The sequence below is a fragment of the Chryseobacterium ginsengisoli genome (genome assembly GCF_039542325.1).
Classification (GTDB): Bacteria; Bacteroidota; Bacteroidia; order Flavobacteriales; family Weeksellaceae; genus Chryseobacterium; species Chryseobacterium ginsengisoli.
This window is the reverse complement of record NZ_BAABHX010000004.1, coordinates 303,656-323,529: the sequence shown is the minus strand read 5'-3', so window position 1 is coordinate 323,529 and position 19,874 is coordinate 303,656. Positions and strand designations below refer to the sequence as shown.

22 protein-coding genes and 1 pseudogene are annotated in these 19,874 nt (G+C 34.0%); 21 read left to right on the top strand and 2 right to left on the bottom strand.

Going from position 1 to position 19,874, the window contains the following annotated elements; translation table 11 throughout:
• The first annotated feature begins 80 nt into the window (after positions 1 to 80).
• Positions 81 to 1,016, top strand: coding sequence for a sulfate/molybdate ABC transporter ATP-binding protein (locus ABD940_RS14815; RefSeq protein ID WP_345205460.1), 936 nt, complete (start codon positions 81 to 83; stop codon positions 1,014 to 1,016).
• Between the two features lie 364 nt (positions 1,017 to 1,380).
• Here the strand turns inward: ABD940_RS14815 and ABD940_RS14810 are convergent, their stop codons facing one another.
• Entirely contained in the window at positions 1,381 to 1,743 is a 363-nt protein-coding gene (locus ABD940_RS14810; RefSeq protein WP_345205457.1) for a hypothetical protein, read from the bottom strand.
• Positions 1,744 to 1,749: 6 nt separating this feature from the next.
• Positions 1,750 to 2,094 carry a zinc ribbon domain-containing protein YjdM gene (locus ABD940_RS14805; RefSeq protein ID WP_345205455.1) on the bottom strand — a complete coding sequence of 115 codons (345 nt, stop codon included), beginning with the start codon at positions 2,092 to 2,094 and terminating at the stop codon, positions 1,750 to 1,752.
• Between the two features lie 55 nt (positions 2,095 to 2,149).
• Between ABD940_RS14805 and ABD940_RS14800 the strand changes: the two genes are divergently transcribed.
• The 20 genes and pseudogenes from ABD940_RS14800 (at position 2,150) to ABD940_RS14705 (ending at position 19,848) form a co-directional block, all read left to right on the top strand.
• Positions 2,150 to 2,596, top strand: a complete 447-nt coding sequence (locus tag ABD940_RS14800; RefSeq protein WP_345205452.1) for a hypothetical protein — start codon at positions 2,150 to 2,152, stop codon at positions 2,594 to 2,596.
• An 83-nt stretch (positions 2,597 to 2,679) separates the two neighbouring features.
• Entirely contained in the window at positions 2,680 to 3,885 is a 1,206-nt protein-coding gene (locus ABD940_RS14795) for an RsmB/NOP family class I SAM-dependent RNA methyltransferase (RefSeq protein WP_345205450.1), read from the top strand.
• Between the two features lie 213 nt (positions 3,886 to 4,098).
• Positions 4,099 to 5,763: a GLPGLI family protein gene (locus ABD940_RS14790; protein ID WP_345205447.1), complete on the top strand. Its 1,665-nt coding sequence runs from the start codon at positions 4,099 to 4,101 to the stop codon at positions 5,761 to 5,763.
• A gap of 322 nt (positions 5,764 to 6,085) precedes the next feature.
• A complete protein-coding gene (gene asnB, locus ABD940_RS14785; RefSeq protein WP_345205444.1) occupies positions 6,086 to 7,759 on the top strand; it encodes an asparagine synthase B in 1,674 nt (557 codons plus the stop codon).
• On the top strand, positions 7,737 to 7,916 hold the full coding sequence (locus ABD940_RS14780; RefSeq protein ID WP_345205441.1) for a hypothetical protein: 180 nt from the start codon (positions 7,737 to 7,739) through the stop codon (positions 7,914 to 7,916). The genes asnB and ABD940_RS14780 overlap by 23 nt, the downstream gene beginning before the upstream one ends.
• A gap of 260 nt (positions 7,917 to 8,176) precedes the next feature.
• Positions 8,177 to 8,989, top strand: a complete 813-nt coding sequence (locus ABD940_RS14775; protein ID WP_345205438.1) for a hypothetical protein — start codon at positions 8,177 to 8,179, stop codon at positions 8,987 to 8,989.
• A gap of 145 nt (positions 8,990 to 9,134) precedes the next feature.
• Entirely contained in the window at positions 9,135 to 10,544 is a 1,410-nt protein-coding gene (locus ABD940_RS14770; RefSeq protein WP_345205435.1) for an MFS transporter, read from the top strand.
• A gap of 452 nt (positions 10,545 to 10,996) precedes the next feature.
• Positions 10,997 to 11,872, top strand: a complete 876-nt coding sequence (locus tag ABD940_RS14765; protein ID WP_345205432.1) for a pirin family protein — start codon at positions 10,997 to 10,999, stop codon at positions 11,870 to 11,872.
• 200 nt (positions 11,873 to 12,072) lie between these two features.
• Positions 12,073 to 12,383 (top strand): annotated as a pseudogene (locus ABD940_RS14760) (GNAT family N-acetyltransferase).
• Positions 12,384 to 12,462: 79 nt separating this feature from the next.
• Positions 12,463 to 13,365, top strand: coding sequence for a pirin family protein (locus tag ABD940_RS14755; protein WP_345205429.1), 903 nt, complete (start codon positions 12,463 to 12,465; stop codon positions 13,363 to 13,365).
• Between the two features lie 19 nt (positions 13,366 to 13,384).
• Complete coding sequence (locus tag ABD940_RS14750) at positions 13,385 to 13,918, top strand: NADPH-dependent FMN reductase (RefSeq protein WP_345205661.1); 534 nt, start codon at positions 13,385 to 13,387, stop codon at positions 13,916 to 13,918.
• Complete coding sequence (locus ABD940_RS14745; RefSeq protein ID WP_345205427.1) at positions 13,918 to 14,496, top strand: TMEM175 family protein; 579 nt, start codon at positions 13,918 to 13,920, stop codon at positions 14,494 to 14,496. The genes ABD940_RS14750 and ABD940_RS14745 overlap by 1 nt, the downstream gene beginning before the upstream one ends.
• 1 nt (position 14,497) lies before the next feature.
• Positions 14,498 to 14,716, top strand: a complete 219-nt coding sequence (locus ABD940_RS14740; protein ID WP_345205424.1) for a (4Fe-4S)-binding protein — start codon at positions 14,498 to 14,500, stop codon at positions 14,714 to 14,716.
• Positions 14,716 to 15,114 (top strand): OsmC family protein, encoded by a 399-nt coding sequence (locus tag ABD940_RS14735; RefSeq protein WP_345205422.1) that lies wholly within the window; start codon positions 14,716 to 14,718, stop codon positions 15,112 to 15,114. Before ABD940_RS14740 ends, ABD940_RS14735 begins: the two co-directional genes overlap by 1 nt.
• A 1-nt stretch (position 15,115) precedes the next feature.
• A complete protein-coding gene (locus ABD940_RS14730; protein WP_345205420.1) occupies positions 15,116 to 15,415 on the top strand; it encodes a GNAT family N-acetyltransferase in 300 nt (99 codons plus the stop codon).
• Between the two features lie 150 nt (positions 15,416 to 15,565).
• Positions 15,566 to 17,125 (top strand): sodium:solute symporter, encoded by a 1,560-nt coding sequence (locus ABD940_RS14725; RefSeq protein ID WP_345205417.1) that lies wholly within the window; start codon positions 15,566 to 15,568, stop codon positions 17,123 to 17,125.
• 109 nt (positions 17,126 to 17,234) lie between these two features.
• Entirely contained in the window at positions 17,235 to 18,086 is an 852-nt protein-coding gene (locus tag ABD940_RS14720; RefSeq protein WP_345205415.1) for a transketolase, read from the top strand.
• 97 nt (positions 18,087 to 18,183) lie between these two features.
• Positions 18,184 to 19,128 (top strand): transketolase family protein, encoded by a 945-nt coding sequence (locus tag ABD940_RS14715; RefSeq protein WP_345205413.1) that lies wholly within the window; start codon positions 18,184 to 18,186, stop codon positions 19,126 to 19,128.
• Positions 19,129 to 19,454: 326 nt separating this feature from the next.
• Positions 19,455 to 19,628, top strand: a complete 174-nt coding sequence (locus tag ABD940_RS14710; RefSeq protein ID WP_345205411.1) for a hypothetical protein — start codon at positions 19,455 to 19,457, stop codon at positions 19,626 to 19,628.
• 46 nt (positions 19,629 to 19,674) lie between these two features.
• Positions 19,675 to 19,848: a hypothetical protein gene (locus tag ABD940_RS14705; RefSeq protein WP_345205409.1), complete on the top strand. Its 174-nt coding sequence runs from the start codon at positions 19,675 to 19,677 to the stop codon at positions 19,846 to 19,848.
• Positions 19,849 to 19,874 lie beyond the last annotated feature (26 nt).

Sequence of the window (19,874 nt, the reverse complement as noted above, 5' to 3'; positions counted from 1 at the left end):
ATAAATTTTTATTACTTCTGCTAAAATAATAAAAAAAATTGTTCTTTCCTAAAAACATTTCAATTCATTACATTTGTATTATGCTATTAGAAATAAACAATTTATACTTTTCATATTCCAAAGAAAAACCCCTGTTTCAGAACCTAAACCTGAGATTTGAGGAAGGTAAAATCATCGCTCTTGCCGGAGAAAGCGGATGCGGAAAATCGACTTTACTCAATTTGGTTTATGGGCTTTTGGATTGGGAAAGCGGCGATATTATTTTTGATGGTGAAAAATTAATGGGACCAAAAGGAAATCTTGTTCCGGGTGAAGCACAGATGAAATTTGTGGCTCAAAATTTTGATTTGATGCCTTATGCAACAGTTGCGGAAAATGTAGGAAAATTTATTTCTAATATCAATTTAGCAAAGAAAAAAGAAACTGTAGCAGAGCTTTTGGAAGTTGTCGGCTTGGAAGAATTCGCCACTGTTCTGCCTAAATATTTAAGTGGCGGTCAACAGCAAAGAGTTGCCATTGCAAGAGCTCTTTCTGTACTTCCAAAACTTCTGATTCTTGATGAACCTTTCAGCAATCTGGATTTTCCGAGAAAAATTGAGTTGCGTGAAAAATTATTCAGATATGTAAAGCAAAATAATATTTCTTTGGTGATTTCCACTCATGAGCTTCAGGATATTATTCCGTGGCTGGATCAGATTATTGTTCTTGAAAATGGAAAACTGATTCAGAATGACAATCCGGAGGAAACTTTCAGAAATCCTTATAATTCTTATGTTGCCAAACTTTTTGGTGAAGTGAATATTTTTAATGAATCTGAAATTGAAGATTTTCAGCTTTCGAAATTTTCCTACTATCCAAAAGAAGTAAAAATCTCCGAAAATGGTTTTGAAGCCGAAGTTCTGGAAAGTCGGTTTGCAGGAAATCATTACTGGAACAAGGTGAAATCAAAAAATAAAGAACTTGTGATCTACACAGACAAAAAAATAGAAAATTCTGTTACTATCTCTTTTGTTTAAAAGTTTATATTTATTCCTGAGGTTGAGATGAATACGAAAATCCTAGCCCCGATTGACGTGGAAATCCTTTTTTGAAAAAAAAGATTGCAACAGAAAGCGGGAAATTGCTCCTAAAAAACAATACAACATAATTTGATGTAATCAAATCGCCTAATCATCACATTTACCAACACTTATTGTGAATTTGTGGATAAAAAAATACAAACATAAGAATTGCGTTTGAAACTTTTTCTTACATTTGTATTTCCACAGCATAAGGAAATTTTTGGTTAATTCTCTTTCTGCCTCCTGAGACGAAAATCAGCAATCTTGCGATCTAGTCTTTTGAAAGATTACACTGTCCAATTCTTTCCTTTTTTTTATTTTATAGACTTTTTTTCTTTCTGTAGTAATAAAATCCTCCAACCTGTAATATCAAAAATACAGAACCTGAAATACTATTTATAGCCTGCTCATAACCTTTTTCGTAAAAACAGTAAAAGAATAAAAAGATAAAAAGCATCGAATATGCAACCCAAAAAGCATTTACAGTATTGCCTTTGTATAAAAAAAGCAAAATATTTTCCATTACCAAACTGTATATCAAGAAAATAATATATAACAGAAATATCATCGCTACTGATAAAGCCGCTCCCTGTCCATTAATCTTGGAAAATGTCAGGAAAATAATACAGGACAGAAAAAAACCTGTCACGCATACTGAAATGCTTCTTAAAATATTTTGCACGAAAGATTAAGCCTTTTTTACAAATTCTGATTTCAAAGCCATTGAACCGAAACCATCGATTTTACAATCAATATTATGATCGCTTTCCGGTCTCAAACGAATATTTTTCACTTTTGTTCCTGCTTTTACAGGTTTTGGAGCACCTTTTACGGGAAGATCTTTAATTACTACGACAGAATCTCCATCTTGAAGTTCGTTACCATTTGAATCTAAAATCTTTCCTGAATTTGATGCACCTGCAACCTCTTCTTCCGGATTCCATTCGTAAAAACATTGGGAACATACCATCATATTATCACTTGGATATGTAAATTCGGAACTGCATTTTGGGCAAAGTAAAGTATCACTCATATTTTTAATTTTTGCAAAGGTAGATTTTTTAATATTTTTAATTAAAATTTTAAACATGAGATATTTTGGCTTTTTATTGTTGTTTCTTTTTCTTGGATGTAAAAAAGAAAGTGTCCTTGATGAAAACTATAAATATCTCGAAGGAAAATGGAGAATAAAAAGTCAGCCTTTCGATTTTTTCCCTTTTGATTATGATGAAACGAAATGTTCTCTAGATAAAAATGCCATCATTGAAATTAAAGATAATGGTGAAATTATTTTCAGCTCAAAAAACTGCAGTTTTCAGAAAAACTATCAAATATCTATGGACACCTTTCTTGAAACAATCTATAAAAACAAGCGGCTTAGCTATGGAATTACCAAGAAAAATAATAATGAAATTACATTATTTAGCGGAGATTTTCCAACGAATATCATTAAAAAAAGAAAAATAGATTTGTACGAAGTTGCAATGATTGAAAAAAGAGGTTTTGAAATCGAATTAGAGAAAATTAAAGAATAAACAATTACTCATTTATTGATAAATATTTACTTATAAATTAAAAGTCGTATTTTTGCAGATTCAAAATAGCAGAACCCAATTTTATGGAACTTATTCACAGAAACCTTGCAATCGGAATTCACGATGCTTTGCAGGAAACATTTTTCGAGAAAAATAAATATGCCGATAAAGTAATAGAAAGACTTTTAAAAGCACACAGAAAATGGGGAAGCCAAGACAGAGCCGTTGTTTCTGAGATTTTCTACAACATTATCCGTTGGAAAAAACGTCTTGAATATTACATGGGAGAAGGTGTAAAACCGAACAATATTTATAAATTAATTATTGCTTATCTTCTTTGGAGCAAAACAAATTATAAAAAGTTTGAAGAATTCGACGGAATAAAAGTTGCCGATATCCTTACAAAACTTAAAAAAGGTACGGTTCCTACAAAAGCTATCGAACATTCTATTCCTGAATGGCTTGCCGAAACTCTGGAAAAAGAATTGGGCGAAAAATGGGAAAAAGAAATGCACGCTTTGAATGAGCAGGCTCCGACAGTTTTAAGAGCAAATTCTTTAAGAACAACTCCTAGAGAACTGATTTCTGATCTTTCCGACGAAAGTATTGTTGCTTATCCTATTAAAAATTATCCCGATGCTGTTCAGCTTGAAGAGAAAAAGAATGTTTTCCTTACAACTGCCTTTAAAGAAGGATTGTTTGAAGTTCAGGATGCTTCTTCACAGAAAATCGGATATTTCCTTGATGTAAAAGAAGGACAGAGAGTTGTGGATGCTTGCGCAGGAGCGGGTGGAAAAACGCTTCACCTTGCAGCTTTGATGGGAAATAAAGGACAAATTATCGCTTTAGATATCTTCGAATGGAAACTTGCAGAGCTGAAACGCCGTGCAAAAAGAGCCGGAGCTCACAACATCGAAACACGTATGATCTCCGACAACAAAGTGATCAAAAGACTTCACGATAAAGTTGACAGATTATTGATCGACGCACCATGTTCAGGTCTTGGAGTTTTGAAAAGAAACCCGGACAGCAAGTGGAAAATCGATCAGGATTTTATCGACAGAATTAAAAAAGAACAACAGCAGATTCTTCAGGATTATTCTAAAATGCTTAAAGCAGGAGGGAAAATGGTGTATGCAACTTGTTCTATTCTCCCTTCTGAAAACAATAAACAGGTTGAAGAATTCGTTAAAAACAATCCTAATTTCAAAATGATTAAAGATGAAAAAGTAATGCCTAGTCAAGGTTACGATGGATTCTACATGGCTTTGATTGAAAGAGTTTCTTAATTAAAAACTTCATATCAAAATATATCAACTACTCTATTTTAGGGTAGTTTTTTTATTAAATAATTTCCATTGAATCAAATATTTATCACAAAAAATCACATAAGTGTAACTTTTACACAATCTTTAATACCTATCTCTAAAAACTAATGTAAAAACTCACAAAGTTGATATTATGTTAACTAAAATTATCTTTGTGAAAAACCATTCTCAATTATGCATCAAAGAATTTTATTAAGCTTCTTTACATTTTTATTCTGTTTGTCTTTCGGGCAGACTTACGAAGTTCAGTATATCAGTTCGTACAACGGAAAAATTCAGACGGAGCAATCTCCTACTCTGGTTTGGGCAAACGAAAAGGAAAATTTTATCCTGAATAATAAAATCAGAGAACAAAAAGCAGATCTCCCTTTCGAGATAACGAAAATTGAAAAGCCATCAAATACGGTAATTTCTTACGCATTCTTAAAGCCAAGCGAAATTATTTCGACTTCGGATTCAGAATCCATAGGAAAGCAAACTTTTGAATTAACGAATGAAACTAAGAAAATTTTAGGATATAGCTGTAAGAAAGCGGTTACAAAAATCAATTCAAATACGATTGAAGTTTGGTACACCTCCGATTTGAAAATACAGGGAGGGCCTTCAACAATCGGACAAAATCTTGGTTTTGTTTTAGAAATCGAAAGAAATAAAAATTCTGTAATTACAGCAAATTCCATTAAAAAAGTTAAGAAAACTGATATCGACAATATTCTTAAAGGTTCGATCAATTCTACAGACCAATTAGGCTACAGAGATCTTCTTTGGAAAAGCCGATTCACAACCTTGAAAGTTTTTGATAATGAAACAATCAATTTTTCTGATGAATCAAAATCTGACGAAAACATAAAAAGATTCGCGAATGGAACAATTATCCTGAAAAAAATTAAGTTCCCGAAAATTTCAGAAGGTGAAAATATTTTCGTTGAATTAAAACAACAATCGAACGGCGACGCTTACGATAGAACAGGAACCGTTTTCTTCGTTCCGCAAGACAAATCTCAGTCTTTCTTCGACGGACTGGAAAAAGGCGTAAAAACGCTTCCTATCTATGAAAACGGCAACGGAAAACAATATTACGGAATAAATGCAACCGAAAATTATAATCCTTCGGTTGAAATGATGAGATTTTTCACAGCTTTCGGAATCAATAAATTCAATCATATTCAATTAAAAGATAAAAACTGGCAAACAATCAGTCCATATCGGGAGGATATTACCGATTTAAAACCTTCTCTTTCTGAAAAGGAATTATGGATCGGGACATTCATCGGAAATTACGACAAAGGCGGTCACAAAGTAAGTCTGGAAATCACGATTCACAAAAGTGATCAGACAATCTATAAAAATAATACCGTGATTCCTTTATTTAACACTTTAAATATTATGGAAATGGCGGGACAGGATTATTCTACCATGTTCAATAATGATAAAGGATTATTTGTAGAATTTATCTTAAAAAAGGATCTGAAAAATGCTCAGTTAAAATATACTACAACAGGTCATGGCGGCTGGGAAAACGGCGACGAGTTCATTCCAAAAACCAATTCTATTTTCTTAGATGGCAAAATGACCTTTTCTTTTACACCGTGGAGGTCAGACTGCGGTTCTTACCGTCTTTACAATCCTGCATCAGGAAATTTTCCGGACGGATTATCATCATCGGATCTAAGCAGATCAAACTGGTGTCCCGGAACGGTTACCAATCCTAATTTTATTCCGCTTGGAGATTTAAAAGCAGGGAAACATACCATTCAGGTAAAGATTCCGCAAGGTCCAACGGAAGGAACAAGTTTCAGTTCTTGGAATGTCTCTGGAATTCTCTTAGGATCCGAATAAAAAAAAACCTTCTCGCAAATTGAATTGCAAGAAGGTAAAAACACAAATGATGAAAAAAAATTATTTCGAGCCACAAAGTAAGGGCGAAAATTCATTAAATAAATTATCATAGATTAAGAAATATCTCATAATAATTTCGTATACAGTTAAAGATTTCGATTGCACAGCGAAAAAAATTAACCATAATCACATTTTTCATTAAAAATAATTAAAATTTTTCTCTTTATGAGTTAATTTAATTAAAAATATAAACTTAATTAAAATTTTTGTTGTTAATTTTAAACTACACCTTTATTTTTGTTTCAAATTAAATGACAAAAAAATGTGTGGAATTGTATGTTTGTTTGATGCCAAACAAAAAACCGAAGTATTAAGACCCCAAGTTCTGGAAATGTCAAAAAAAATCCGTCACAGAGGTCCGGATTGGAGCGGAGTATTTCAGAACGACAAAGTAGTTTTCTCTCACGAAAGATTGGCAATCGTAGATCCTACTTCGGGAAAACAGCCTTTATTTACAAAAGACGGAAAAGTAGTTTTAGCTGTAAATGGAGAAATTTATAACCATAGAGAATTAAAAGAAGAATTTCCTGATTACGAATTTCAGACTCAGTCTGATTGCGAAGTTATTTTAGCACTTTATAGAAAATACGGAAAAGATTTTGTTGAAAAGCTGAACGGAATTTTCGCTTTCTCTTTATATGATACGGAAAATGACATTTACCTGATTGCCCGTGATCACATGGGAATTTGCCCGCTGTATCACGGTTGGGACAAAAATGGAAACTATTATGTAGCTTCAGAATTAAAAGCATTGGAAGGTGTTTGTAAAACAATTGAAACATTTTTACCAGGACATTTTGTGTACAGTAAAGATGGAAGCCAGCTTCAGCAATGGTACAAAAGAGACTGGGAAAGTTTTGATAATGTAAAAGACAACGAAACTGATATCGACAAGATAAGAAAAGGACTTGAAGATGCTGTTCACAGACAATTGATGAGCGACGTTCCTTATGGAGTTTTACTTTCCGGAGGGTTGGATTCTTCTGTGATTTCTGCGATTACTGCAAAATATGCAAGACAAAGAATTGAAAGTGGAGACACTCAGGAAGCTTGGTATCCTAGATTACACAGTTTTGCGGTTGGATTAGTCGGTTCGCCGGATTTGGCAGCGGCACAAAAAGCGGCAGAACATATTGGTTCGGTTCACCATGAAGTTAATTTTACGGTTCAGGAAGGTCTGGATGCAGTTCGTGATGTTATTTATCATTTGGAAACTTATGATGTAACAACGATAAGAGCTTCCACTCCGATGTATCTTTTGGCGAGAGTTATTAAATCGATGGGAATAAAAATGGTGCTTTCCGGAGAAGGTTCTGATGAATTATTTGGTGGATATTTATACTTTCATAAAGCTCCGAACGCAAAAGAATTCCATGATGAAACGGTAAGAAAATTAGGAAAACTTCACCTTTATGACTGTTTGAGAGCCAATAAAGCTTTGATGAGTTGGGGAATTGAAGGTCGTGTTCCTTTCTTAGATAAAGAATTTATGGACGTTGCGATGACCATTAATCCAAAAGACAAAATGGTACAAGCAAATGAAAGAAAAATCGAAAAGTGGGTTTTAAGAAAAGCTTTTGAAGATATTCTTCCGGAATCTATCGTTTGGAGACAAAAAGAACAATTCTCAGACGGTGTCGGATATTCTTGGATCGATACTTTAAAAGAAGTTGCCGAAAAAGAAGTGACCGATGAAATGATGGCAAATGCAAAATTCAGATTTCCATTAAATACTCCTCAAAACAAGGAAGAATATCGTTACAGAACAATCTTTGAAGAACATTTTCCAAGTGAAACTGCGGCGGCAACAGTTCCGTCCGTTCCTTCCGTTGCTTGTTCTACACCAATTGCTTTGGAATGGGATGAAGCTTTCAAAAATATGAACGACCCAAGCGGAAGAGCGGTGAAAGTACATGAAACCTCTTACGGAGAATAAAATTTTTCCAAGTGAAACTGCGGCGGCAACAGTTCCGTCCGTTCCTTCCGTTGCTTGTTCTACACCAATTGCTTTGGAATGGGATGAAGCTTTCAAAAATATGAACGACCCAAGCGGAAGAGCGGTGAAAGTACATGAAACCTCTTACGGAGAATAAAATTCGAGTGGTGTTGTAGGAAATCAGGATGTGAGGAAATAACTCTTTTCATGTTTCAGAAATATGAAATTATTAGCTCTAAAAAACTAAATCTTAAGTCCTAAAACCTACTACTCAAGATAAAAATTTATCAATCCTGTAGCAATACAGGATTTTCTTTTGAATTAACGTTAATAATATTGTCAGATTTTAACTGTTAATCAAAAATAATATCTAATAAATAATTATATTTGGAAAACGAAAATATCAATTATAAAAAAATGAGAAGAAACATTACTATCTTATTTGCTTTATTATCCATGACTTTTGCTTTTGGACAAGGAAAATATGGTAAATATCTTAGCTCCAAAAAACTGGCAATGGTGTATAAAAGTGTGAAAGATGGCGATAAAGACGACTTTTACCAGCAATACTATTGGTTGGCAAAAGCCGAGCAATTGAAAACTTATCCTCACCTGAAAGATGTAAAACCAAAAGTTTTATACGAATTTGTAAAAAAAGTAAACCCTCAGAATCCGACCAAAAAGCTTGATGCAAGAGGAAAAGAGCTGAGAACAACTGCAGAATTATCTTTGAACCAGTATTTTAAAAACAAAAATCTGGATAACAATTCTGTTTTAATGTACAACCTTGAGACGTATGTAGATCCGTCAAAAGGACAATACTATACAAAGGTAGATGCTGAAAAAATCAAGGAACTGGTTCCTAAAGAATTATATGCATTCAACTCGAACAACAGAAATACGGGAGAAGATAAAACATATTATCTTTGGATCAATAAAGAAAAAGACGATTTCAATATCGTAGATATTATTCCTGAAGAGAAAGAAAACAAAGCTTTCTATGCAAGAGTAAAGCAATATCTTCCAAGCTACAAATTCTCAAAATATGTTCCTTCAGTGAAAAAAGGTACAAAAACGGACAGAACAGATGCAGATTATTATTACATCATGCCGTTTGAACAAAACACTGATAACATTGAATACAAAACAAAAGATTTCAAAACTTTCGAATTGAGCCAGTACAGAAAAGCTGGTGATGAATGGAAAGGAGTAGAAAAACCTAGAAAATAAATCAAAAAAAGTCCTGTGAAATTTCGCAGGACTTTTTAATTTTTTACAGTATTCGTCATCTAAGGAATAGATGTTGCTTTCAAAACAGCATCCCTATTCCTTGAACTAAATAAATCTGGAAAGTTTAATTTTCAGTAACAACCAAATGTCAGAAGTAATTTCGCAACCCAACGATTCGATCAAGAAAATTTTACCATTGATTCTTGCTACAGCAATTTTCATGCAGATGCTCGATTCCACAATCTTAAACACATCTTTGCCTTCAATAGCAAAAGATTTACAGGAATCTCCGCTTAATATGCAGAATGCAATTATCAGTTATGTTTTAACTTTGGCTGTATTTATGCCTGCAAGCGGATTTTTGGCAGATCGGTTCGGAACAAAAAAAGTTTTTATTTTTTCTTTGGTTCTTTTCAGTTTGGGATCATTGTTTTGTGCTATGTCACAGAATCTTACTCATCTTGTAATCTCCCGCGTTATTCAGGGAGTTGGAGGAAGTTTGATGACACCGGTCGGAAAATTAGCTTTAATTAAAACTTTCGATAAAAACGAATTATTAAAAGCCATGAACTTCGCCATTATTCCAGCATTGATTGGTCCCGTTTTAGGACCTTTGGTTGGAGGTTATATGGTAGATTACCTTTCGTGGCACTGGATTTTTTTAATAAATATTCCGATTGGGGTTTTAGGAATTGTTTTAGGGCTAAAATATATGCCTAACTATAAAACCGAAAACGTAGACTTCGATCTAAAAGGCTTCCTAATTTTTGCAGCAGCCTCTCTCCTACTTTCTATTTCACTCGAACTTTTTGGAGATTTACAGAATACAACGCCTGTTTTGGTTGTTTTTATTTTAGGATTTCTTTTCATGTATTATTATTACAGACATGCAAAAAGAGACGACAGTCCCATTTTCCCGTTGAATTTATTTCAGGTCAGAACTTTCAGGGTTGGAATTGTGGGAAATCTTGCAACGAGATTGGGAATCAGCTCTGTTCCGCTATTATTACCTTTAATGATTCAAATTGCATACAAACAGTCAGCCGTAACTTCAGGCTGGATTATCGCTCCAATGGCATTGACAGCGATGTTCGGAAAATCTTATGTCATTAAAATTTTAGATAAATTCGGATATAGACAGACCTTGATGCTCAATACATTTATTATCGGAACTATGATCTGTCTTTTAGCTATTCCCAATGTTCATTCATCTTTATATTGGTTTGTTCCGATTATTTCAGTTTTGGGATTTTTCAACTCTATCCAATTCACTTCTATGAACACGATTTCCATTGCAGACCTCAGAAATTTCCAGACCAGCAGCGGAAATTCACTGTTATCCGTCAATCAACAACTTGCTATTGGGTTCGGAATTGCCTTTGGATTAATTGTTCTAAAAATTTTTGAAAATAGTCCCGAACTCATCAAACATGAAACTCACAACGCTTTCAGACTTACATTTTTAACGATCGGAATTCTTACCATCATTTCCGGTTTTGTTTTCCGTAGACTTCACATTTCAGACGGAAAAAACATGAAATCAAAAGAAGAATAAATAATTATAAATTCCGCTTATTTTCAAAGTTTGTCATTCTGACGAAGGAAGAACCTATTATCCTCAACAATATAACTCAAAAACTTCAAACCCCTTTAATTCTCAAATCCAATAAGGAGCTATTTCCCGCTTTCCACTATATCTTTTTCGCCAACGCTTTTCTAAGAAGCCATTTCAGAAAAAGGATGCCGTTGCAATCGGGGCTAGGAAATTGCGACTGTATAAGATAAACCGTTATTTACTTTATAAAAGCGTTTCGGGTTTGTTATTATAAACCACCCCGTCAAAAATTCCAAAGAATTTTCGCCAACCCTCCAAAGAAGGGGGATTCCAACTTCAACAAACTAAGAAAACCTAAAAACGATTAATTAACAAACCACGCTCTTATTACCACAGATCAATGCACCGGATTTTTAGTTAAAGTAAATTTGTTTCATAATACCAACAATATTATGGCAACAAAAAAAATACAAAATATAATACCTCCGAAACCTGCACATTTTGTAGGTGACGGATTTCGGGTTCATAATTTCATTCCCGGCGTTCAGGGAATGGATATGAAGAGAATGGATCCGTTTATTATGCTTGATTATAATTCAAAATTTCATTTCAACGGAACAGATCAGCCGAGAGGTGTCGGAGTTCATCCGCACAGAGGTTTTGAGACGGTGACGATAGCTTACCAAGGTAAAGTTCAGCATCACGACAGCGCAGGAGGCGGTGGAATTATCGGAGAAGGAGACGTTCAGTGGATGACAGCTGCAAAAGGTGTTCTTCACAAAGAATATCACGAAAAAGAATGGGCAAAAGAAGGCGGAATTTTCCAGATGGTTCAGCTTTGGGTAAATCTTCCGTCAGTGTACAAAATGAGCTGTCCAAAATATCAGTCAATCAAAAATTCGGATATGACGAAAGTTGATCTCGGTGAAAATGGTTTTATTGAAATCATTGCAGGAGATTATCAGGATCAGAAAGGTCCAGCTTTTACTTTCAGTCCGATTCACATGATGAATGCAAAATTGAAAAAAGGCGGAAAAGCAGATTTTAATTTTCCTGAAAATTTCAATACGACAGCTTTGGTTATTGAAGGAAATATTATTGTAAACGGAGAAGAAAAAGCACCGATTAATAATATGGTTTTGTTTAAAAATGAAGGAGAAACTTTCACGATTGAAGCAACAGAAGATTCAATTGTCTTAATTATCAGCGGAATGCCTTTAAATGAACCGATTTATCCTCATGGACCTTTCGTAATGAATTCCAGAGAAGAAATTATGCAGGCTTTTGAAGATTATAATTTGGGCAGATTCGGTTACTTAGCGGATTAATTTTAATTAAAAATCATTATTGAGCTATTCTTTTTCTTAATTTTATGTGATTATGTTTAACTCATAAAACATCAAAATTCAACACCATCTTTGTCATTCCGTAGGAATCTATACTTATTATTAGAGATTAATTTTTAATTATTATAGCTTAGATTCCTACGGAATGACAAACTAAGTGGAAAGATAAAAATCCCAAAACCATGAAACCAGAATTTGAAAATATCCCTTTAATAGATACAGGAAGTAGATTTGAAATAGAATTCAATGGAAGTTCTGCTTTTATAGATTACCGTCAAATGGGAAGCCAGATCGCTTTGAATCACACCGAATCTGATTTGTTGATTGCCGGAACAGGCGCTGCAGCCGCAGTTGTTGAGAAAACATTGAGTTATATTGAAGAACACAAAAAAAAGCACTTCCCTTTTGTCCGTACGTTGCAGCATTCATCAAAAAAAATCCGGAATGGAAGCGAGTCGTGGACGAAAGATTTCATGGATATGACCAGCTTTAATTTTCATTAAAGCACCATAAACATTAGAAAAATTGATTACATTAGCTTAAATATTATTTAAAAAATCACTTTACATATCATGTCAAACATCGGACTTATCATAGAAGAAAAATCAGCAGATATAGGAAACTTTTTGGTGGGAAGATTATTGCCTTTCCGTGAAAAAAGAGCAGTCGGACCTTTCGTATTTATCGATCATATGGGACCTTCAGAACTAAAAGATTATCAAAATCTTGATGTTCCGCCACATCCGCATATCGGACTTTCGACTTTAACCTATCTTTTGGAAGGCTCAATTTTCCACAGAGACAGCATTGGAAGCGCATTAGAAATCAAACCTGGAGCTGTAAATTGGATGACTGCAGGAAAAGGTGTCGTCCATTCCGAGAGAACTCCTGAATATTTGAGACATACAGACAAAAAACTTCATGGTTTTCAGATTTGGGTGGGACTTCCGAAACATTTGGAACAATCTGAACCAACTTTTCATCATATAGAAGCTGACGAAATTCCGGTTTGGGAAGAAGATGGAATTCAATATAAATTAATTGCAGGAGAAGCATTCGGAAGAAAATCTCCGGTTCCGGTTCACAGCAAATTATTTTTTATTGAAATTAAAACCAAAGACGCGAAAAAAATCAGCATCGGAAAAGATCTTTATGGAGAAGCTGCGATGTATGTTTTAGACGGAACAGTTACCACAGACGGAAATTCTTACGGCTCAAAACAATTAATGATTGCCAAAGAAACAAAACTTTGCGAGTTCGACATGAGCGAAAACGGAACAGTCTATCTTTTCGGCGGCGAACCTTTTGACGAGGAACGTTTTATATTCTGGAATTTTGTAAATTCAGACAAAGAATTGATCGACGAAGCAAAAGTAAACTGGAACGACCAGAATCACGACGCTTTTCCTTTGGTTCCAGGAGATGAAGAAGAATATGTTCCGCTTCCGAAAGCCATTTTAAACAGAAAACCTTAAAAATTTAAAAAAATAAATGATGAAAATATTAGCATTTGCAGGAAGTACATCTTCCACTTCGATCAACAGAGAACTGGTAAAATTTGTTTTGAAAGATTTTCAGAATGAGGAAATTAATTTAATTGATTTAAATGATTTCGATATGCCTGTTTTTTCCGTTGACCGTGAAAAGAAAGGTTTTCCTGATGAAGCTCACAATTTCTTAAAAGTAATCGAAGAATCCGATGTGATTATTTGTTCGCTTGCAGAGCATAACAGATCTTACAGTTCGGCTTTTAAAAACGTTTTTGACTGGGCTTCAAGAATTAATGTAAAAGTTTTTCAGAACAAACCGATGCTTTTAATGTCGACTTCTCCGGGAGGTTATGGCGGCGGAAATGTGATGAATACGGCAAAAACATTCTTTCCGAATTTTGGAGCGGATATTAAAGATACTTTTTCTTTACCGAAATTTTACGAAAATTTTGATCTGGAAACAGGTGTCATTAATCCTGAAATGTTGAAAGATCTGAAAGATAAAATCGAAAACTTCAAAAATCAGGTTAAAAACTAATGAGCAAGGGAAGATTAGAAGCTTTCAGTGATGGTGTTCTTGCAATTATTATTACCATCATGGTTCTTGAGTTAAAAGTTCCTGAAGGAAGCAATTGGCAGAGTCTCAAACCTCTTATTCCAAAATTTTTAGCTTATATTTTTAGTTTTTTATATGTAGGAATTTACTGGAACAACCATCATCATTTGTTTCAGGCTGTAAAGAAAATCAACGGAAGTGTTCTTTGGGCAAATCTTCATTTGCTGTTTTGGCTTTCATTAATGCCTTTTGCAACAGACTGGATCGGAGAAACTCATTTTGCAGAAAATCCCGTCGCAACTTACGGAGCCGGATTGGTAATGTGTGCCATTGCCTATACAATTCTGGAAAATGCAATTACGAAAGATGAACGTGAAAACTCGCAACTTAAAGAAGCCATCCAATCTAGATTCAAAGAATATGCTTCGATTGTTTTGTATGTTTCGGGAATTATCACTTCGTTTATTTATCCTTATATTGCAGTAGCTTTATATTACATCGCAGCATTGTTGTGGCTGATTCCGGACAGAAGAATTGAAAAATCATTAAACAAAAACTGATATGGAAACACATGAATATGTTAACGGAGAGATCACCGTTATTTGGCAGCCGCAGAAGTGCATTCACTCTGCTGTTTGTGTAAAAACGCTCCCAAAAGTTTATAATCCTAAAGAAAGACCTTGGATAAAAGTAGAAAATGCAACACCAACGGAGCTCAAAAATCAAATCGACTTATGTCCTTCAGGAGCATTAAGTTATAAATTCAATACAAAAAAATAATGGCGATTACCGTAAAAGCAAGCTTAGGCACAGAAAAATATTACACAGAAGTTGTCGCCGGAGAAAATACTCTGATAACGGATGAACCTGTAGATAAAGGCGGACAGAATAAAGGTTTCAATCCTTTTGAAATTCTAGCAACTTCTTTGGCAAGCTGTACCGCTGCGACATTAAGAATGTATATCGACAGAAAAGAATGGAATGTTGAAAAAATAAACGTAGAAGTAGAACTGGAAAACTTTCCTTTAACAAAAAGAACCATCTTCATTACCAATATCAGCTTTGAAGGCACAAATCTTGATGATGAACAGATGAAAAGGCTTCACACCATTGCCAATGCGTGTCCTGTTCATAAAATACTAACAAACGATATCGAAATACTAACCAAATTTTCATAATATGATTGAAGTAAAACAAAACAACGACGAAAAACACGGAAATTTTGAAGCATTCATAGAAGGAAACAGCGCAGGTTTAATGACTTACACATGGGCTGGAGAAGAAAGATTCATCATAGATCATACTGAAGTTGATGAAGCATACAACGGACAAGGCGTCGGTAAAGAAATGCTTTTGGCTGCTGTAGACTTTGCAAGAAAAAACGGAAAAACCATTATTCCGCTTTGTCCTTTTGCAAAAGCTACTTTCCAGAAACATGAAGAGCTTCAGGATGTTTTGGTAAACCAGACTCAGGCTTAATTTTCAGGATAATGCTAAGATTGAGATTGATAAAGTTTAAATTTAATCTCATCCTTTAAAACATAACCTTTCGGAACATCAATCCGGAAGGTTTTTTCTTTTTTTATCAGACCATAAAAAAACTATATTTGCTAAAATTTAAATTAAAGCATGAATTCCGGAACAACACTTCTGCTATTTGTTTTTATCTATTTCGTTGGACTTTTGGTAATTTCTTATTTTACCAGCCGAAACTCTGATAACCAGTCTTTTTTTATCGGTAATAAAAAAAGTAAATGGTGGCTTGTAGCTTTTGGAATGATTGGTACGAGTTTAAGCGGAGTGACTTTCATTTCCGTTCCCGGAACTGTCGGAAAAATGACGGGAAGTGAATACATCTACGGAGGTTTTGAATATTATATGATGGTGATCGGTTTCTTTATCGGTTATTTTATTGTTGCTGCGATCTTGCTTCCGTTGTATTATAAAATGAATCTTACCTCGATTTATACGTATTTAGGGAGAAGATTCAATGTTGAAGCACATAAAATTGGATCAATATTTTTTATCATTTCAAGGGCAATTGGTGCAACGGCAAGATTGTATTTGGTAGTGAATGTTTTACAGATCTTTTTGCTGGAAGGTTTGGGTGTTCCGTTTTGGCTGACCGCTTTGGTACTTTTATTAATGGTACTTTTATACACTTTTGAAGGTGGTGTGAAAACCATTGTAATTACAGATACTTTGCAGACTTCATTTATGATCATCAGTTTGGTTGCATGTATTGTTTATATTTTATCCAATTTAAATTTATCCTTTGGAGAAGCTTATACGATCTTAGAACAGAAAAATTATACACACTTTATTAATTTTGATCCTAATTCCAAGACGTTTTTCCTTAAAACAATTTTAGGAGGAATCTTCATTACGATCGCAATGACAGGTCTTGATCAGGAAATGATGCAGAAAAATATCTCTGTTGATAATCTTAAAAATTCCAAGAAAAATATGTTAACTTTTGCAGGAACACTACTTTTTGTGAATCTTGCATTCTTATTTTTAGGAGGACTTCTTTATCTTTTTGCAATACAAAACGGTGCTTCATACGGACAGATAAATGGAGAAACTATTACCAATATTTTCGGATTTAAAGATTCTGCAGGCGAGATTAAAAACATCATGGGAGACGATTTATTCCCGGCTTTATCACTTCAGGGACATTTTCCGATGATCATTTCCGTTATTTTTATTATTGGATTAATTTCGGCATTATTTCCTTCTGCGGATGGCGCTTTAACGGCTGTTACAAGTTCGTATTGTGTTGATTTGTTAAACCTTAATGAGGATAAAAATAAAACAGAAAAAGAGAAAAAATATCTTCGTATGAAAGTTCATTTAACTTTTACGATCATTTTCTTTATTTTAATAATGATTTTTAAAGCATTGAATGACAAATCAATAGTTTACCTGATCATGGAAATTGCAGGTTATACTTACGGACCTCTTTTAGGACTTTTTGCTTTCGGAATTTTTACAAAATTTCAAATCTCAAAAAAATATTCGATCCTTACTGTGACTATTTTAGCTCCAATTGTAACGTATTTAATCAATTATCTGGTAACAACTTACACAGATTACAGAATTGGTGTCGAGTTAATTGTTTTAAACGGATTGCTTACTTTTATTGGATTGTGGTTGGTAAGACATAAATCGTATTTGAAATTAGTTTAAGCAATAATTTATTTTCTAAATAATATAAAATCCGGACAAAAAATCCGGATTTTTGCATTTCCGTAAGCCAGTAAAAAATCGTAAATTCGCGTAAATAAATCTTTAAATAATGAGTAAAAGTATCGAAGAGCTAAAATCTCTTACTACGCAAATCAGAAGAGACATTTTAAGAATGGTTCATGCTGTAAATTCTGGTCACCCAGGTGGAAGTTTAGGTTGTACTGAATTCTTCACAGCACTTTACGGAAAGGTAATGAACTACAAACTTCCTTTCACTATGGAGGGTAAAAATGAAGATCATTTCTATCTTTCAAACGGACACATTTCTCCGGTATTCTATTCTACTTTGGCAAGATTTGGCTTTTTCCCTGTGGAAGAATTAAGCACTTTCAGAAAATTAAATTCAAGATTGCAGGGTCATCCGACAACTCACGAAGGTCTCCCGGGAATCAGAGTTGCTTCAGGTTCTCTTGGACAGGGACTTTCTGTTGCTTTAGGTGCGGCTCAAGGTAAAAAATTAGATGGAGACAGCTCTTTAGTTTATTCTTTACATGGAGATGGAGAATTGCAGGAAGGTCAGAATTGGGAAGCTATTATGTATGCAGCAGGTAAAAAAGTTGATAATATCATTTCTACAATCGATTATAACGGTCGTCAAATTGACGGTGATACAGATCAGGTATTAACTTTAGGAAATCTTCATGCAAAATTCGAGGCTTTCGGATGGATCGTTTTGGAAGAGAAAAACGGTAACGATCTTGAAGCGGTAATCGCGATTCTTGAAAGAGCAAAAACTGAGACAGGAAAAGGAAAACCTGTAGTAATTCTTCTTCATACAGAAATGGGTTATGGTGTAGATTACATGATGGGAAGCCACGCTTGGCACGGAAAAGCTCCTAATGACGAGCAATTGGAAACTGCAATCAAGCAATTATATTTGGAAGCTCCCGCTGATTATTAATTATAAATGATAAATTATTAACGATAAATGATGATTACAAGTCTTTACAATATCATTAATCAACCTGTCATTTATCAATTATTAAAACTTTAGTAAAATGAAATTTACATATACAGAAAAAAAAGATACACGTTCAGGATTCGGAGCCGGATTAGCTGAATTGGCTGATAAAAATCCTAATGTTGTAGCACTTTGTGCAGACCTTATCGGTTCTTTGAAAATGGAGAAATTCATTGAAAAGGCTCCTGAAAGATTTTTCCAAGTTGGTATCGCAGAAGCGAATATGATCGGTCTTGCTGCAGGTCTTAGCATCACAGGAAAAATTCCTTTTACGGGAACTTTCGCCAACTTTTCTACTTCAAGAGTGTATGACCAAATCCGTCAGTCTGTTGCTTATTCAAACAAAAACGTAAAAATCTGTGCTTCTCACGCAGGTCTTACTTTGGGAGAAGACGGAGCAACTCATCAGGTTTTGGAAGATATCGGAATGATGAAAATGCTTCCGGGAATGACAGTTATCAATACTTGTGACTATAATCAAACCAAAGCTGCAACGTTAGCAATCGCTGATTTTGAAGGTCCTGTTTATCTTAGATTCGGAAGACCTGTAGTTCCTGTTTTCATTCCGGAAGATATGCCTTTCGAGATCGGAAAGGGAATTTTGCTTCAGGAAGGAACTGATGTAACGATTGTTGCAACAGGTCACCTTGTTTGGGAATCTCTTGTAGCTGCAGATGAGCTTGAAAAAGAAGGTATTTCTTGTGAGGTGATCAATATCCACACAATTAAACCTTTGGATGAAGAAATCATCTTAAAATCTGTTGAAAAAACAGGAAAAATAGTGACTGCAGAAGAACACAATTATCTTGGTGGTTTAGGTGAATCTGTTGCCGGAATGTTGGCAAGAAAAAGACCTACAAGACAAGAGTTTGTTGCTGTAAATGATACTTTCGGAGAATCTGCTACACCAGCTGAATTGATGAAGAAATATAAAATTGATTCTACGGCTGTAATTGAAGCGGTGAAGAGAATTTTATCTTAAAATTTTCTTAAATAATAAATAAAAAAACATCCTTTTCAAGGATGTTTTTTTATTTTCCAAATCTTAATTTATTAAACAATAATAAATATATAATTATTATAAAAACACAAATCAAATAATTAATTGGAATATTTTTAACACAAAAGCAATTTTAATTGAAAAATATTCATAAAAAACTTAATTAACATAATAATTAAATAAAGTTAAATATTATTAATTTTATTTATAGTTTGATTTATGTTTTTATTTTTGAAATGTCAATAGTGACACAAAATTAAAACAAAAAATTCGAAGTGAAAAAACAAAAAATTTTGAAACCATCTGAAATGAGTAAATTATTTGGTGGAAAAACAATCAAAACGCAAGGCAAAACCGTTACCAACAGTACTACAGGTTGTCAAACTACAATCACAGATTCTTATGAAGATAACAATGGTAATGGTCACCTAGACTGTGGAGAAACCCATTCTGAAACAGTAACAATAGTTTGTCCAAATTAACAAATAAACAAATTAGGTCATGAAAAAAATTCTTAAGAAAAACACAATGTCTCAAATTTTGGGAGGGAAAGTAGTTAATACTAAAGGAACGGTTACAACAACCTGTGGTAACCAAACATGTACTACAACTCAAACTGATTCTTTCGATGATAAAAATGGAGATGGTATTAGAAATGAAAATGAATCTGGTACTTCAACAGTAACAACTGTTTGCCATTAAAAAGTAATAAGCTGTTTCATTAGTTT